Origin of the sequence: Providencia sp. wls1916 (genome assembly GCF_009706585.1) — a bacterium.
GTDB classification, from domain to species: domain Bacteria; phylum Pseudomonadota; class Gammaproteobacteria; order Enterobacterales; family Enterobacteriaceae; genus Providencia; species Providencia lanzhouensis.
In genome coordinates, this window is sequence record NZ_WLUL01000012.1 from 39,881 (window position 1) to 55,175 (window position 15,295).

A 15,295-nucleotide genomic window follows, 5' to 3' on the forward strand; every position below is an offset into this window, starting at 1 on the left:
AATAATCGGAGACAATTATGAAAGATTTTCTCATTGCCCCATCTATTTTATCTGCTGACTTTGCACGTTTAGGCGAAGATACCGCCAAAGTTCTTGCTGCGGGCGCAGACATTGTCCATTTCGACGTGATGGACAACCACTATGTACCGAACCTCACGTTCGGTGCACCAATCTGTAAAGCCCTGCGCAATTACGGTATCACCGCCCCGATTGATGTTCACTTAATGGTTAAACCGGTCGATCGCATTATTCCAGATTTCGCTAAAGCGGGTGCGACTCACATCAGTTTCCACCCAGAAGCCAGCGAGCACATCGATAGAACCTTACAACTCATCAAAGAGAATGGTTGTACTGCGGGTCTGGTATTTAACCCAGCGACCCCACTTAGCTATCTCGATTATGTGATGGATAAAGTTGATATGATCCTACTGATGTCTGTTAACCCAGGATTCGGCGGTCAATCTTTTATCCCACAAACCCTGAACAAATTGCGCCAAGTTCGTAAATTGATTGACGAAAGTGGTTATGATATTCGCTTAGAAGTCGATGGTGGCGTGAAGGTCAATAACATTGCAGAAATTGCCGCAGCAGGTGCAGACACCTTCGTTGCTGGCTCCGCGATTTTTGATCAGCCAGATTACAAAAAAGTCATCGATGAAATGCACCAAGAATTGAAAAAGGTATCTCAATGACATATGCGGTTTTAGAGAGTATTAAAGCGATTGCGTTTGATTTGGATGGAACCCTTGTTGACAGCGCCGGCGGTTTAGCCGACGCCATCGACAAGACCCTCGAAGAGCTTAACTTACCACCAGCAGGCAAAGAGCGTGTCTCCATCTGGGTAGGTAACGGCGCTGATATGCTCGTAGAGCGTGCGCTAGAATGGGCGGGAATGACTGTAACGCCAGAGCTGAAAAAGCAAGCTCGTATCCGCTTCGATGAACATTATGCGACGACCGTTAATACCGGTAGCCAGCTGTTCCCTGAGGTCAAAGAGACCCTTGAAACCATTGCGAAACACAACTTGCCTATGGCGATTGTAACCAACAAACCAACCCCATTTGTGGCGCCATTACTCGAAAAGCTGGGCATCGATAGCTACTTTTCATTAGTACTTGGTGGCGATGATGTGGTAAAAACCAAACCGCACCCAGCGCCACTCTATTTAACAATGGGTCAGTTCGGTTTACGCAAAGAAGAATTGCTTTTTGTCGGCGATTCCCGTAATGATATTATCGCAGCCCACAATGCAGGCTGCCCAAGTGTAGGGTTAACCTACGGCTACAACTATGGTGAATCAATCGCAATTACCGAGCCCGACTACGTGTTAAGCCACTTTTCTGAGCTACTCTCCGTTATTGATTTATCAAAATAAAATCCCCAATAATTCGAGTCACCAACGGCGTGGCTCGAAACTTAACAGGGTATAAAAATACTACAAGGACATACAAAGAAATGAGCACACCCACTGAGAAATCTAAACAAACCCAGAAACCTATTGTATTCAGCGGCGCACAGCCTTCCGGTGAATTAACCATCGGTAACTACATGGGTGCGTTACGTCAGTGGGTTAAAATGCAAGATGATTATGATTGCATCTACTGTATCGTTGACCAACACGCCATTACCGTTCGCCAAGACCCTGTTGAACTGCGTAAAAGAACCCTTGATACATTAGCGCTCTACTTAGCTTGCGGTATTGATCCTAAGAAAAGCACCATTTTTGTTCAGTCACATGTGCCACAACATGCACAACTGAGCTGGGCACTAAACTGCTACACCTATTTCGGTGAACTGAGCCGCATGACCCAGTTCAAAGACAAATCTGCTCGCCACTCAGAAAACATCAACGCCGGTCTGTTTGACTACCCAGTTCTGATGGCTGCCGATATTCTGGTTTACCAAACTAACCAAGTTCCTGTTGGAATTGACCAGAAACAGCACCTTGAACTGAGCCGTGATATTGCTCAGCGCTTCAATGCCATTTACGGAGATATTTTCACCGTACCTGAGCCATTTATCCCAACTGATGGCGGCGCTCGCGTGATGGCATTACAAGAGCCAACCAAGAAAATGTCTAAGTCTGATGACAACCGCAATAACGTGATTGCGCTGTTGGAAGATCCGAAATCCGTTGTGAAGAAAATCAAGCGTGCCATGACTGACTCTGAAGAGCCACCACGTATTTGCTACGATGTTGAAAACAAAGCGGGTGTTTCTAACCTGCTAGATATTCTTGCTGGCGTGACAGGCAAAAGCGTGAAAATGCTGGAAGCCGAGTTTGAAGGCAAAATGTACGGTCATCTGAAAGGTGTGGTCGCGGAAGCAGTTTCCGACATGCTGACTAACTTACAAGCTCGTTACCATGAGTTCCGCAATAATGAAGCGCTGCTAAACCAAATTATGGATGAAGGCGCGACCAAAGCAGCGGCTCGCGCTCAAGAAACCTTAGACAAGGTTTACGATGCAATCGGCTTTGTAAAACGCCCACAGCTTTAATCTTACATCGCTATTCAATAGCAAAAAGCCAATTAACTTTCTCACAGTTAATTGGCTTTTATTTTATCTGTAATCCACTTACTTCGCGGTATATAACTTACCGTCTTTAATCAGACCCTGCTTTAATAGCTCGCCATCCTGTCCGCGCTCTTCAAGAACACCTTCCGCAACCCCATTAACAAAACTCGTTTTAAGATGCAGATTATTCTTTGGCGTGTCGTAATAGGATTTATAATCGCCGTTGAGTCGGTCATTGCTATATCCCATCTCGGTATCTAAATTTCCATTAGGATGGTAAGACTTAATGACACCATCCACTTTGCAATTTTTTATAGGAATAAACATTTTTGGCTGACCATTTTTATAATAAACCGTAATGCTTTTATCTAAGCAGTTGTTTTTCACCCACGATTTAAACTGAATGGCACCATTTCCATAACGTTCAATATAGTCCCCGTCCGGCGCCCCTTCAGGAATATCCAGCTCTGGCATTCTCAAGCTTTCTAGCTCTTTAAACTCTTCTAACTGTATACCATTGTTGTCATACTGAGGCGCTGGCTGAGAAAGGCAGCCAGACAACATGAAGGCAACAGAAAATGCCATGGCGATATTAGTTGTTTTCATAACAATCCTTTTATCGGAATCACAGGTTTACTCGGAGACATCATACCTATTTAGTATTCTTGATCGTTCATGTTTAAGATGAATAAATGAAGAGGAACGCTCCGATTTTTGCTAACCCGAAGCATACTAGAAACCGACATTTAACTCACTCATCCATGACTACATTGTTCTATTTATAGAACAATCAAACCTATTTTTGCCTCTACTCACCCTGCTTTGGCTCTTCTATTATTGGTTCATCGAAATGATTAGTTCATAACACTGATCAGTTTATAAAACCAGTTTGGAGTCTCACCATGAAAAAGATTATTGGTATTTATCAATCCCTACGTAGCCACTGGGTTGGTGATGGTTTCCCTGTTCGCTCCATGTTTAGTTATAGCAACCACGGGAAATACCTGAACCCATTCTTACTGTTGGACAGAGCGGGTCCGCACCCATTCCCAGCATCTGAAGGGGATAATCGTGGTGTTGGCGAGCATCCACATAAAGGCTTTGAAACCGTCACCATCGTGTATGACGGCGAAGTGGCTCACCACGACTCTACGGGAGAAGGTGGGGTTATCGGACCGGGTGATGTGCAGTGGATGACAGCGGCATCAGGAATACTTCATCAAGAATATCAGTCTGATAACTTTATGAAAAATGGCGGTACTTTGGATATGGTGCAGTTGTGGGTCAACTTACCCGCTAAAGATAAGCTGGCTGCACCGGGTTACCAATTGCTGACTCGCGATGCTATCCCGACCATTAACTTACCGAATGAAGCGGGCACATTACGGGTCATTGCAGGCGACTATCTAGGCAACACAGGCGCCGCACGCACATTTACCGCCCTTGATGTCTGGGATCTGCGTCTGAATAAAGGGAAAGTCGTGGGATTGCCAACCAAAACTGGTCGCAATGTTGGACTGGTGATGTTGAAAGGCAGCCTATTTGTGGATGGTCATACTGCATTGAATGAAGGTGAGTTGATGATCCTCGATGCTACTGATAGCAATGTGCTGTTAGAAGCCACCACCGATGAGGCTTTAGTACTGCTGCTTAGCGGTGATCCTATCGATGAGCCAGTGGTGGGATATGGCCCATTTGTGATGAATACGAGCCAGGAAATCAACGAAGCCGTGAATGATTTTAATAGCGGTAAATTTGGTCGGATCGCGAATGCCAGATAACCATAAAGTCCTCTGAATTTTTTCAGGGGACTTTATTTTTTCCCAGCCACCATATTCTCAGCCAAATAAGTTAGAAATAACTGAACTGCGGGTAACAACCCTTTACGGGAAGGGTACACAGCATGAATGATATCTTCTGGAAATTGCCAATCTGGCAACACTTCCACCAATTCACCACTTTTTAACTCATTTTCAACCACACCTCGGGGTATACGGGCGATCCCCAGCCCTCTTACCGCAGCACGGTATAACGTTAAAATATCGGTGGTGGCTAGCTTGGGAGTGACATGCACAGTTACACTCAGCTCATCACTGTTTTTTAAAGATAGAGTGTAACGCTGTGAATGCTCCGTATTGGCAAGAACTGGGTAATCCACCAGCTGTTCAGGGGTTGATGGTTCCCCTTTTTCACGGAATACGCTTGGATTTGCAACTAATATCCGCCGAGAATACCCCAACACTTTCATCATCATTCCAGAATCATCCAGGGGTAATGAACGTACGCGTAATGCCAAATCCAACCCTTCACTGATCACATCGACGGGGCGGTTAACTGCCAGAATTTGCACATCTATATCAGGGTATTTTTCCATAAAATCAATCAGTAAATCCTGCAAATAGACTTGTAATAAAGTAACGGGGCAAGAGAGCTTAATAGTACCTTTGGGATGTGTTTGTACTGAGCAAATCAGTTCATGGGCGATATCCGCTTCTTCCACGACATTCTTACATTGCAGATAAAAAACTTGTCCAATATCAGTGACATGAAATTGCCGTGTTGATCGATAAATCAGTGAGACATTTAGTTTTTGCTCTAAGTCGGCAATACGACGACTGAGTTTTGATTTTGGGATCCCAAGCGCCGCACCTGCTTGAGAAAAACCACCATATTCAACGACTTTAACGAAATAATAGAGGTCATTTAAATCGTACTGCATGCTGTTTTCCTCAATCCTAATGACAGTGATAAACCATCAGCCGCGTCGACCAAATAAACGGTGGCTAAACTCTTCAATTTTATGATGCTCTAACCGATTTTGCATCGTCAGGCTCCAACTCGCCGATAGCCCCGCCGCAGACAATAATCGACGATACAACTCTTCATCATACGGTGCATGGAAAGCTATCATAATCGCTTCTTGCATAGAGACATCACTATTACGGCTCAAGAGTTTAAGTGGGGTATCCATACCGACACTACCGCCTTTAATGACTCGATATAACCAACCACAGCGACCTTCGTCCTGCATGACTTGAGCAAAATTTTCCACTCCCGTTAACCCATTGAGTTTATAACAAGGGGAACGCGGTTGAGTGACTTGAATACGTGCGTCACCCCAAGCATAAATATCACCGATAAAAACGTTTTCTTCGGTCATTCCTTGAGTTGACAGGTTTTCACCAAAAGCGGAAGGAAGGAATAAATCCTCTAATTGCGGGTATCGTTGTCGCCAAAATTCATAATGTTCTTGCGGGTAATGACATAACGCTCTATCAGGCCCACCGTGAAAACGCGTTTCTGCTTGTTCATCCCCTTCAATGCCTAAGCTGTTTAAAGTTAATACCCCATCCACTGCTCGCTTATGAATAGCGCTAACTCCACAATGGGCAGTGCTTTGAATGGTACCAATAAAAACTTGAGGATGTATTTTCACCGTTTTGCTCCCGATAACCCAGCCAGAAAGAGTTTTCATCATAAAGAATGACCGTAGAGATAACAACGTTATACCGACGGTAAAAACAAAAAACGCGACTCCTAAGAACCGCGCTTATTAAAAAAATCAGTTAGCAAAAAAATTACTTGGTTTTTTCTGCGAAGCGTTTTGCTGCTTCATCCCAGTTCACAACTGACCAGAAAGCTTTGATGTAGTCAGGGCGACGGTTTTGATATTTCAGGTAGTAAGCGTGCTCCCAAACATCTAAACCAAGGATTGGGTAACCTGAAGCGCCGGAAATTGCTTCACCCATTAATGGGCTGTCTTGGTTTGCAGTAGAAACCACAGCCAGTTTGCCATCGGCTTTTAATACCAGCCACGCCCAGCCAGAACCAAAACGGGAAGCTGCGGCTTTTTCGAACAGATCTTTAAAGGCATCAACGCTACCAAAGTCACGCTCAATAGCGGCTTTCAGTTCGCCTTGCAGGTCAGTACCTAATTTTAACCCTTTCCAGAACAGGCTATGGTTTGAGTGGCCGCCCGCGTTATTACGTACAAAAGTACGTTGATCTGCGGGGATTTGGTCTAATTTTTGGATTAACACATCAATATCCAAACCCGCCAATTCAGGCAGTTTTTCTAAGGCGGTATTGGTGTTATTCACGTAAGTTTGGTGGTGCTTGGTGTGATGGATTTCCATGGTTTGTTTATCAAAATGAGGTTCCAGCGCATCGTAAGCATAAGGTAAAGCAGGTAATGTATAACTCATATTGTTTGTCTCCAGTGACTTATCTTTCTACCTCACAGACTGAATTAGGATTTCAGTAACTGCGTGTTTTTAACCACGCACCCATTATAGTTATTTTAGTGTTAATGAAAATGATTATCATATCCATGTGAATTCTGTGGATTTTTCCAACAACTATCATCAATAGATTATTCAGTAACTAATACCACTATAATTCGCCTTTGTTTTTCTTTAATTCTAATGTTAGTTATATTTTTGAATTTTTATTTCAATCATGGATTTAGCATCAAATGATCATACTGCAAATCCCATTACTATTAATACGTGATCTTCCGCTCAAAAGAAAAACAAAGTAACCATCCATACTTCAGTTAACTGTTTTTTGACATACTATTAACATCTGCAAGGAGATAATAATATGACACAAATAACTAAACATCCCGTTCCTGCTAATATTGCTAAAAATGCCCTGATAAACGAACAACAGTATAACGATGAGTACCAACGCTCGATTCAAGACCCCGAAGGATTTTGGGGCGAAAAAGGGAAAATCGTTGATTGGATTAAACCTTACACTCGCGTTAAGAACACCTCATTCGATCCAGGGCATGTCAATATCCGCTGGTTCGAAGATGGCACCTTAAACCTGAGCGCTAACTGTTTAGACCGTCACCTAGCCACTCGTGGCGACCAAACCGCTATCATCTGGGAAGGTGATGACCCTAACCAATCAAAAAATATCACTTACCGTGAGCTGCACCATGATGTGTGCCAGTTCGCAAACGTTCTTAAGAAGCAAGGCATCCGCAAAGGGGATGTCGTCGCTATCTATATGCCAATGGTGGTTGAAGCCGCTGTCGCGATGCTGGCATGTGCGCGTATCGGTGCTATCCATACCGTCATCTTTGCGGGATTCTCCCCTGAGGCAGTCTCTGGGCGCGTTATTGACTGTAAAGCTAAGCTTATCATCACCTCTGATGAAGGCTTGCGTGCAGGTCGCGCTATTCCACTGAAAAAGAACGTGGACGATGCACTGCAAAACCCACAAGTCACTACCGTCGCGAATGTGATTGTTTACCGCCGTACAGGTAATGCACCAAGCTGGGTTGAAGGCCGTGACCTTTGGTGGCACGACGTTATCCAAGGCGTAAGCGCAGATTGCCCACCGGAAGAGATTAATGCAGAAGATCCGCTGTTTATTCTCTACACTTCCGGCTCCACAGGTAAACCTAAAGGGGTTCTCCACACCACGGGCGGTTATCTGGTTTATGCAACGCTGACATTCAAATACACCTTTGATTATCATGAAAATGAAGTCTACTGGTGTACGGCGGATGTGGGCTGGGTAACGGGTCATAGCTATCTGCTTTATGGACCGTTATCTAATGGTGCAAAAACCTTAATGTTCGAAGGTGTGCCAAATTATCCAGCGGTTAACCGCATGGCTCAAGTCGTTGATAAGCACCAAGTCAATATCCTATATACCGCACCAACTGCTATTCGTGCACTGATGGCGGAAGGTGATAAAGCGATTGAAGGTACCCAGCGCGATTCTCTACGTATTTTGGGATCGGTCGGTGAGCCAATCAACCCAGAAGCGTGGGAATGGTTCTACAAGAAAATGGGGAACAGCCGCTGCCCAGTGGTTGATACATGGTGGCAAACGGAAACCGGTGGTTTCATGATCACACCACTGCCGGGTGCAACGATGTTAAAACCAGGTTCAGCAACACTGCCATTCTTTGGCGTTCGCCCTGCATTGGTTGATAACCTTGGTGAGCCGCTCGATGGCTCAACGGAAGGTAACTTAGTCATTGTGGATTCTTGGCCGGGTCAAGCTCGTACCCTGTTTGGAGACCATGAACGTTTCGAACAAACCTATTTCTCCACCTTTAAAGGAATGTACTTTAGTGGTGATGGTGCGCGTCGTGATGAAGATGGCTATTACTGGATCACAGGTCGTGTTGATGACGTCCTGAATATTTCAGGTCACCGTTTAGGGACAGCAGAAATTGAATCTGCCCTCGTTTCACATCCGAAGGTTGCTGAAGCTGCTGTCGTGGGTATTCCTCATAGCATCAAAGGGCAGGCAATCTATGCCTATGTCACGTTGATTTCTGGCGAAGAACCATCCCCAGAGTTGTACACTGAAGTGCGTAATTGGGTTCGTAAAGAAATTGGTCCGATTGCCACGCCAGACGTTTTGCATTGGACAGATTCTTTACCGAAAACGCGTTCCGGTAAGATTATGCGCCGTATCCTACGAAAAATTGCATCAGGTGATACCAGTAATTTTGGAGATACTTCCACACTGGCAGATCCAGGTGTTGTCGAAAAACTGCTCGAAGAAAAACAGTCAATGAGTATCTCGTAGCTATATAAATAGTTGTGTAGATAGCTCATGGCACTACAGGTCGCCTTCGGGCGACCTAAAATCAATACTCAGCATCACTCAATCAGCAGAAAATAGAGTCTGACCGAATACCCAGTTAATTCCTTGGGTAGCCATGTGTCGCCCTAAAATCCGCCTTTGAGCTATCAGAGTATGCCAATAATACAATAACAGAGGAGAACTCTGATGAATGCTACTGCTTACGAAAAGGTCGAGGCGAACCCTCTCTTTCAAGAATTAGTGAGAAAACGTAGTCGCTTTTCATGGTTGTTATCTGCAATAACGTTAGTTCTGTATGTTGGTTTTATCTTTCTTATCGCGTTTGATCCAAGCTGGCTAGGAACCCCAATAACTGAAGGTTCCTATATCACCCGCGGTATTCCTGTAGGCGTTGGGCTGATTGTGATCTCGTTTATCTTAACGGGTTTATATGTCATCCGTGCTAACAGTGAATTTGACCGCTTAACCGCCGAAATCTTAAAAGAGGTAGAAAAATGAAAGTCTTGCTCTCACTTATTCTGTTTTTTACCTCGTCAATGGCGTTCGCTGATGCCCTGACAGGCGATGTTGAGCGTCAACCTGTCAATATTCAAGCCATTGTGATGTTCTTGCTGTTTGTGGGTTTTACGCTTTATATCACTTACTGGGCTTCAAAAAGAACTCGCTCTCGCTCTGATTACTATACTGCCGGCGGAAAAATTACGGGTTTCCAAAATGGAATGGCAATTGCGGGTGACTTTATGTCCGCAGCTTCATTCTTAGGGATCTCGGCTCTAGTTTATACTTCGGGATACGATGGGCTTATCTATTCCATCGGCTTCTTAATTGGCTGGCCAATTATTCTGTTCTTAATTGCCGAGCGCTTACGAAATTTAGGTCGCTATACTTTCGCGGATGTCGCGTCATATCGATTACAACAAAGACCTATCCGCATTCTGTCTGCAATGGGCTCCTTAGTGGTTGTGGCACTGTACCTAATCGCTCAGATGGTTGGGGCAGGAAAGCTGATAGAGCTGTTATTTGGGCTTAACTATCATATTGCTGTCGTGATTGTTGGGATATTGATGGTGCTGTATGTCCTATTCGGTGGGATGCTCGCAACCACATGGGTACAGATCATCAAAGCCATTTTGTTACTCGCAGGCGCAACCTTTATGGCTGTTATGGTCATGAAACATGTCGGCTTCAACTTCAATACGTTATTTAAAGAAGCCGTTGAAGTACATAAAAATGGTATCGCCATTATGAGCCCCGGAGGACTGGTTTCCGACCCAATATCCGCCTTGTCTCTTGGATTGGCCTTGATGTTTGGTACAGCAGGTTTACCTCACATCATTATGCGCTTCTTCACCGTTAGCGATGCAAAAGAAGCCCGTAAGAGCGTGTTCTACGCGACTGGATTTATCGGTTACTTCTACATTCTGACATTTATCATCGGTTTTGGAGCTATCGTTCTGGTTAGCTCAAACCCTGACTTTAAAGATGCAGCTGGCGCCTTAATCGGTGGTACCAACATGGCAGCGGTACACCTCGCCGATGCTGTAGGTGGAAACTTCTTCCTTGGGTTTATCTCTGCGGTTGCTTTCGCCACCATTCTCGCGGTTGTTGCTGGTTTAACGTTGGCGGGTGCGTCTGCGGTTTCCCACGACCTGTATGCGATGGCGATTAAAAATGGTAAAGCCGATGAACGCGATGAATTGCGCGTATCAAAAATTACCGTGGTGATCCTTGGCTTCGTAGCAATTGGTTTAGGAATTTTGTTCGAGAAACAAAATATCGCCTTCATGGTGGGCTTAGCCTTCTCTATTGCGGCAAGCTGTAACTTCCCAATCATCCTACTATCAATGTATTGGAGCAAGTTAACCACGCGAGGTGCTCTTGCGGGTGGTTGGTTAGGCCTGATTACAGCGGTTGTTCTGATGATTTTAGGCCCAACAATCTGGGTGACTATTCTGCATCATGAAAAACCGATTTACCCTTATGAATACCCAGCATTCTTCTCCTTGATTGTCGCGTTTACGGCATCTTGGCTATTCTCAGTCACCGATAATTCAGAGAGAGGTAAAATGGAAAGAGCCCGCTTTAAAGAGCAGTTTGTACGCTCACAAATTGGCTTAGGTATTGAGCAAGGCAAATCTCACTAAATTCATCGATAGAAACAAAAAAGCGACTCAAATGAGTCGCTTTTTTAATGCTTAGACTTAATTGGCGTAAGCGCGTTTTTCTATTGCTAACCAATCTTCTACTAAAGCATAAAAGCCTTGAGGGTTACTTTGCTTTTCAACGAGTAACTTTTGATACTCCGCTTTATCTTTAGGTGTATAACGCGAAAGCAATTGCTCCAACATAGGGCGTTTATCGACAAACTTAGCCCCTATTCTAAAGCTTTTATATAAACCAGCGGCAATTCCAATACTAAGAACAACCACTGAAACAATTGCCATAGCATTGTTCTCTAACCCAAGGTGATTTTTCACCATCACGAGTAAAGAGAAGGGTATAAAAAACATAACTAACAGTGAAAGGATAATGGCGCCATCTTGTCCATTGTTAAATTCATTCTCTTGCTGTTTATTCACAGAAATAATCTGCTCAAAAATCTGGCTATTGCTGCTTTTCATTTTATTCATATAACCCACCTATTTGATGAATGCTCATCTTCTTTCCGCTAAATTTAACAATTCAACATCTTAATTGATTAAAAATAACCATTTTTAATAGTATATGAATAATGGAATTAAACATCAATTTAACAATACTTACCTATTATATTTTACATTAGAGTAATTGAGGGGGAATTCTGTGTAAAAAATAGAGAAAGAATAATGTGTTAGATGCTTAAATGATAATCAATTAATTTCGATGAGCGATTATTAATTTTAATCAATTGTGAAAATAATGGTTTTTATAACAGAGTTTTTATAACTAGGGTCACAATAAGCCAATGTATTACCAATTATTCATTTCCCCCAAACGCAAAAAAGCCACCCAATGGGTGGCTTCTCGGCTAATTTAATGTCTGGCAGTTCCCTACTCTCACATGGGGAGACCCCACACTACCATCGGCGCTACGGCGTTTCACTACTGAGTTCGGCATGGGGTCAGGTGGGACCACCGCGCTATTGCCGCCAGACAAATTCTGTTTATTCCCGTCTAAGTTTTCTCTTAAACCAGAACTTCAATCTTGAACAAGCTGTGTGTCCTTCACCTTTCGGCTTCTCACTTGCTTTGAAAATCAACTTAATCTCTCATCTCGAAAACACCTTCGGTGTTGTCAGGTTAAGCCTCACGGTTCATTAGTATTGGTTAGCTCAACGTATCGCTACGCTTACACACCCAACCTATCAACGTCTTAGTCTTAAACGTTCCTTTAGGACCCTTAAAGAGTCAGGGAAGACTCATCTCAAGGCAAGTTTCCCGCTTAGATGCTTTCAGCGGTTATCTCTTCCGCACTTAGCTACCGGGCAATGCCATTGGCATGACAACCCGAACACCAGTGGTGCGTCCACTCCGGTCCTCTCGTACTAGGAGCAGCCCCTTTCAATCTTCCAACGCCCACGGCAGATAGGGACCGAACTGTCTCACGACGTTCTAAACCCAGCTCGCGTACCACTTTAAACGGCGAACAGCCGTACCCTTGGGACCTACTTCAGCCCCAGGATGTGATGAGCCGACATCGAGGTGCCAAACACCGCCGTCGATATGAACTCTTGGGCGGTATCAGCCTGTTATCCCCGGAGTACCTTTTATCCGTTGAGCGATGGCCCTTCCATACAGAACCACCGGATCACTAAGACCTACTTTCGTACCTGCTCGAGCCGTCACTCTCGCAGTCAAGCTGGCTTATGCCTTTGCACTAACCGCATGATGTCCGACCATGCTTAGCCAACCTTCGTGCTCCTCCGTTACTCTTTGGGAGGAGACCGCCCCAGTCAAACTACCCACCAGACACTGTCCGCACCCCGGATTACGGGGCTACGTTAGAACATCAAACATTAAAGGGTGGTATTTCAAGGTTGGCTCCACGCAGACTGGCGTCCACGCTTCAAAGCCTCCCACCTATCCTACACATCAAGGCTCAATGTTCAGTGTCAAGCTATAGTAAAGGTTCACGGGGTCTTTCCGTCTTGCCGCGGGTACACTGCATCTTCACAGCGAGTTCAATTTCACTGAGTCTCGGGTGGAGACAGCCTGGCCATCATTACGCCATTCGTGCAGGTCGGAACTTACCCGACAAGGAATTTCGCTACCTTAGGACCGTTATAGTTACGGCCGCCGTTTACTGGGGCTTCGATCAAGAGCTTCTCCTTACGGATAACCCCATCAATTAACCTTCCAGCACCGGGCAGGCGTCACACCGTATACGTCCACTTTCGTGTTTGCACAGTGCTGTGTTTTTAATAAACAGTTGCAGCCAGCTGGTATCTGCGACTGGCTTCAGCTCCATGAGTAAATCACTTCACCTAATGCCAGCGTGCCTTCTCCCGAAGTTACGGCACCATTTTGCCTAGTTCCTTCACCCGAGTTCTCTCAAGCGCCTGAGTATTCTCTACCTGACCACCTGTGTCGGTTTGGGGTACGATTAATGATAATCTAGAGCTTAGAGGCTTTTCCTGGAAGCGGGGTATAAGCTACTTCGCCACCGTAGTGACTCGTCATCAGACCTCAGCATATAGTGAACCGGATTTGCCTAATTCACCTGCCTACATCCTTAAACCGGGACAACCGTCGCCCGGCCAGCCTAACCTTCTCCGTCCCCCCATCGCAATTATCACCAGTACGGGAATATTAACCCGTTTCCCATCGACTACGCATTTCTGCCTCGCCTTAGGGGTCGACTCACCCTGCCCCGATTAACGTTGGACAGGAACCCTTGGTCTTCCGGCGTGCGGGTTTTTCACCCGCATTATCGTTACTTATGTCAGCATTCGCACTTCTGATACCTCCAGCATACCTCACAGTACACCTTCACAGGCTTACAGAACGCTCCCCTACCCAACAATATTTACATATCGCTGCCGCAGCTTCGGTGCATAGTTTAGCCCCGTTACATCTTCCGCGCAGGCCGACTCGACCAGTGAGCTATTACGCTTTCTTTAAATGATGGCTGCTTCTAAGCCAACATCCTGGCTGTCTGAGCCTTCCCACTTCGTTTCCCACTTAACTATGACTTTGGGACCTTAGCTGGCGGTCTGGGTTGTTTCCCTCTTCACGACGAACGTTAGCACCCGCCGTGTGTCTCCCGTGATAACATTCTTCGGTATTCGTAGTTTGCATCGAGTTGGTAAGTCGGGATGACCCCCTAGTCGAAACAGTGCTCTACCCCCGAAGATGAGTTCACGAGGCGCTACCTAAATAGCTTTCGGGGAGAACCAGCTATCTCCCGGTTTGATTGGCCTTTCACCCCCAGCCACAAGTCATCCGCTAATTTTTCAACATTAGTCGGTTCGGTCCTCCAGTTAGTGTTACCCAACCTTCAACCTGCCCATGGCTAGATCACCGGGTTTCGGGTCTATACCCTGCAACTCATTCGCCCAGTTAAGACTCGGTTTCCCTACGGCTCCCCTATACGGTTAACCTTGCTACAGAATATAAGTCGCTGACCCATTATACAAAAGGTACGCAGTCACACCACAAGGGTGCTCCCACTGCTTGTACGTACACGGTTTCAGGTTCTATTTCACTCCCCTCGCCGGGGTTCTTTTCGCCTTTCCCTCACGGTACTGGTTCACTATCGGTCAATCAGGAGTATTTAGCCTTGGAGGATGGTCCCCCCATATTCAGACAGGATAACACGTGTCCCGCCCTACTCGTCGAGTTCACAACACTAACACCTTCGGATACGGGGCTATCACCCTTTACTGCCGGCCTTTCCAGACCGTTCTCCTGATGCTAATGCTGATTAAGACTCTGGGCTGCTCCCCGTTCGCTCGCCGCTACTAGGGGAATCTCGGTTGATTTCTTTTCCTCGAGGTACTGAGATGTTTCAGTTCCCTCGGTTCGCTTCGTTTGACTATGTATTCATCAAACGATAGTGCAACGAATTGCACTGGGTTTCCCCATTCGGAAATCGTCGGTTGTAACGGTTCATATCACCTTACCGACGCTTATCGCAGATTAGCACGTCCTTCATCGCCTCTGATTGCCTAGGCATCCACCGTGTACGCTTAGTCGCTTAACCTCACAACCCGAAGGTGTCTTT

General features: G+C 45.4%; 12 protein-coding genes and 2 rRNA genes. 7 read left to right on the forward strand and 7 right to left on the reverse strand.

The window, feature by feature from the left end; all coding sequences use genetic code 11:
• Nucleotides 1-17: 17 nt before the first annotated feature.
• The 3 genes from rpe to trpS all read left to right on the forward strand — a co-directional run bounded on the left by rpe (nucleotide 18) and on the right by trpS (nucleotide 2,499).
• Nucleotides 18-692, forward strand: coding sequence for a ribulose-phosphate 3-epimerase (gene rpe, locus GKR61_RS08055; protein ID WP_154639716.1), 675 nt, complete (start codon nucleotides 18-20; stop codon nucleotides 690-692).
• Nucleotides 689-1,375, forward strand: coding sequence for a phosphoglycolate phosphatase (locus GKR61_RS08060; RefSeq protein WP_036950119.1), 687 nt, complete (start codon nucleotides 689-691; stop codon nucleotides 1,373-1,375). The genes rpe and GKR61_RS08060 overlap by 4 nt, the downstream gene beginning before the upstream one ends.
• An 80-nt stretch (nucleotides 1,376-1,455) precedes the next feature.
• Complete coding sequence (trpS, locus tag GKR61_RS08065) at nucleotides 1,456-2,499, forward strand: tryptophan--tRNA ligase (protein ID WP_108479680.1); 1,044 nt, start codon at nucleotides 1,456-1,458, stop codon at nucleotides 2,497-2,499.
• A 78-nt stretch (nucleotides 2,500-2,577) separates the two neighbouring features.
• Here the strand turns inward: trpS and GKR61_RS08070 are convergent, their stop codons facing one another.
• Nucleotides 2,578-3,123 (reverse strand): toxin-antitoxin system YwqK family antitoxin, encoded by a 546-nt coding sequence (locus GKR61_RS08070; RefSeq protein WP_036950123.1) that lies wholly within the window; start codon nucleotides 3,121-3,123, stop codon nucleotides 2,578-2,580.
• Between the two features lie 296 nt (nucleotides 3,124-3,419).
• On the opposite strand from GKR61_RS08070, the gene GKR61_RS08075 reads away from it, so the two are divergent.
• Nucleotides 3,420-4,298, forward strand: coding sequence for a pirin family protein (locus tag GKR61_RS08075; RefSeq protein ID WP_154639717.1), 879 nt, complete (start codon nucleotides 3,420-3,422; stop codon nucleotides 4,296-4,298).
• Nucleotides 4,299-4,330: 32 nt separating this feature from the next.
• On the opposite strand, the gene GKR61_RS08080 is transcribed toward GKR61_RS08075, so the two are convergent.
• From GKR61_RS08080 to sodA, 3 genes are all read right to left on the reverse strand, one after another.
• Complete coding sequence (locus GKR61_RS08080; RefSeq protein WP_154639718.1) at nucleotides 4,331-5,236, reverse strand: LysR substrate-binding domain-containing protein; 906 nt, start codon at nucleotides 5,234-5,236, stop codon at nucleotides 4,331-4,333.
• Between the two features lie 36 nt (nucleotides 5,237-5,272).
• Entirely contained in the window at nucleotides 5,273-5,953 is a 681-nt protein-coding gene (yiiM, locus tag GKR61_RS08085) for a 6-hydroxyaminopurine reductase (protein ID WP_272537411.1), read from the reverse strand.
• Nucleotides 5,954-6,095: 142 nt separating this feature from the next.
• Nucleotides 6,096-6,722, reverse strand: coding sequence for a superoxide dismutase [Mn] (gene sodA, locus GKR61_RS08090; protein WP_036950130.1), 627 nt, complete (start codon nucleotides 6,720-6,722; stop codon nucleotides 6,096-6,098).
• Between the two features lie 397 nt (nucleotides 6,723-7,119).
• On the opposite strand from sodA, the gene acs reads away from it, so the two are divergent.
• From acs to actP, 3 genes are all read left to right on the forward strand, one after another.
• Nucleotides 7,120-9,075, forward strand: a complete 1,956-nt coding sequence (gene acs / locus GKR61_RS08095) for an acetate--CoA ligase (protein ID WP_036950132.1) — start codon at nucleotides 7,120-7,122, stop codon at nucleotides 9,073-9,075.
• A gap of 204 nt (nucleotides 9,076-9,279) precedes the next feature.
• A complete protein-coding gene (locus GKR61_RS08100) occupies nucleotides 9,280-9,591 on the forward strand; it encodes a DUF485 domain-containing protein (protein ID WP_006663518.1) in 312 nt (103 codons plus the stop codon).
• Entirely contained in the window at nucleotides 9,588-11,237 is a 1,650-nt protein-coding gene (gene actP / locus GKR61_RS08105) for a cation/acetate symporter ActP (protein WP_036950135.1), read from the forward strand. The genes GKR61_RS08100 and actP overlap by 4 nt, the downstream gene beginning before the upstream one ends.
• Nucleotides 11,238-11,294: 57 nt before the next feature.
• Here the strand turns inward: actP and GKR61_RS08110 are convergent, their stop codons facing one another.
• From GKR61_RS08110 to GKR61_RS08120, 3 genes are all read right to left on the reverse strand, one after another.
• Nucleotides 11,295-11,723: a hypothetical protein gene (locus GKR61_RS08110; protein ID WP_036950136.1), complete on the reverse strand. Its 429-nt coding sequence runs from the start codon at nucleotides 11,721-11,723 to the stop codon at nucleotides 11,295-11,297.
• Between the two features lie 387 nt (nucleotides 11,724-12,110).
• Nucleotides 12,111-12,226: ribosomal RNA gene (rrf, locus tag GKR61_RS08115) — 5S ribosomal RNA — on the reverse strand.
• 142 nt (nucleotides 12,227-12,368) lie between these two features.
• Nucleotides 12,369-15,274: ribosomal RNA gene (locus GKR61_RS08120) — 23S ribosomal RNA — on the reverse strand.
• Between the last annotated feature and the right edge of the window lie 21 nt (nucleotides 15,275-15,295).

Excerpts from the sequence above, each read along its gene's own strand:
- GKR61_RS08075 (WP_154639717.1), top strand. The coding sequence starts at position 3,420 with ATGAAAAAGATTATTGGTATTTATCAATCCCTACGTAGCCACTGGGTT.
- GKR61_RS08070 (WP_036950123.1), bottom strand. The coding sequence starts at position 3,123 with ATGAAAACAACTAATATCGCCATGGCATTTTCTGTTGCCTTCATGTTG.
- sodA (WP_036950130.1), bottom strand. The coding sequence starts at position 6,722 with ATGAGTTATACATTACCTGCTTTACCTTATGCTTACGATGCGCTGGAA.
- GKR61_RS08080 (WP_154639718.1), bottom strand. The coding sequence starts at position 5,236 with ATGCAGTACGATTTAAATGACCTCTATTATTTCGTTAAAGTCGTTGAA.
- GKR61_RS08060 (WP_036950119.1), top strand. The coding sequence starts at position 689 with ATGACATATGCGGTTTTAGAGAGTATTAAAGCGATTGCGTTTGATTTG.
- acs (WP_036950132.1), top strand. The coding sequence starts at position 7,120 with ATGACACAAATAACTAAACATCCCGTTCCTGCTAATATTGCTAAAAAT.
- trpS (WP_108479680.1), top strand. The coding sequence starts at position 1,456 with ATGAGCACACCCACTGAGAAATCTAAACAAACCCAGAAACCTATTGTA.
- rpe (WP_154639716.1), top strand. The coding sequence starts at position 18 with ATGAAAGATTTTCTCATTGCCCCATCTATTTTATCTGCTGACTTTGCA.
- actP (WP_036950135.1), top strand. The coding sequence starts at position 9,588 with ATGAAAGTCTTGCTCTCACTTATTCTGTTTTTTACCTCGTCAATGGCG.
- GKR61_RS08110 (WP_036950136.1), bottom strand. The coding sequence starts at position 11,723 with ATGAATAAAATGAAAAGCAGCAATAGCCAGATTTTTGAGCAGATTATT.
- GKR61_RS08100 (WP_006663518.1), top strand. The coding sequence starts at position 9,280 with ATGAATGCTACTGCTTACGAAAAGGTCGAGGCGAACCCTCTCTTTCAA.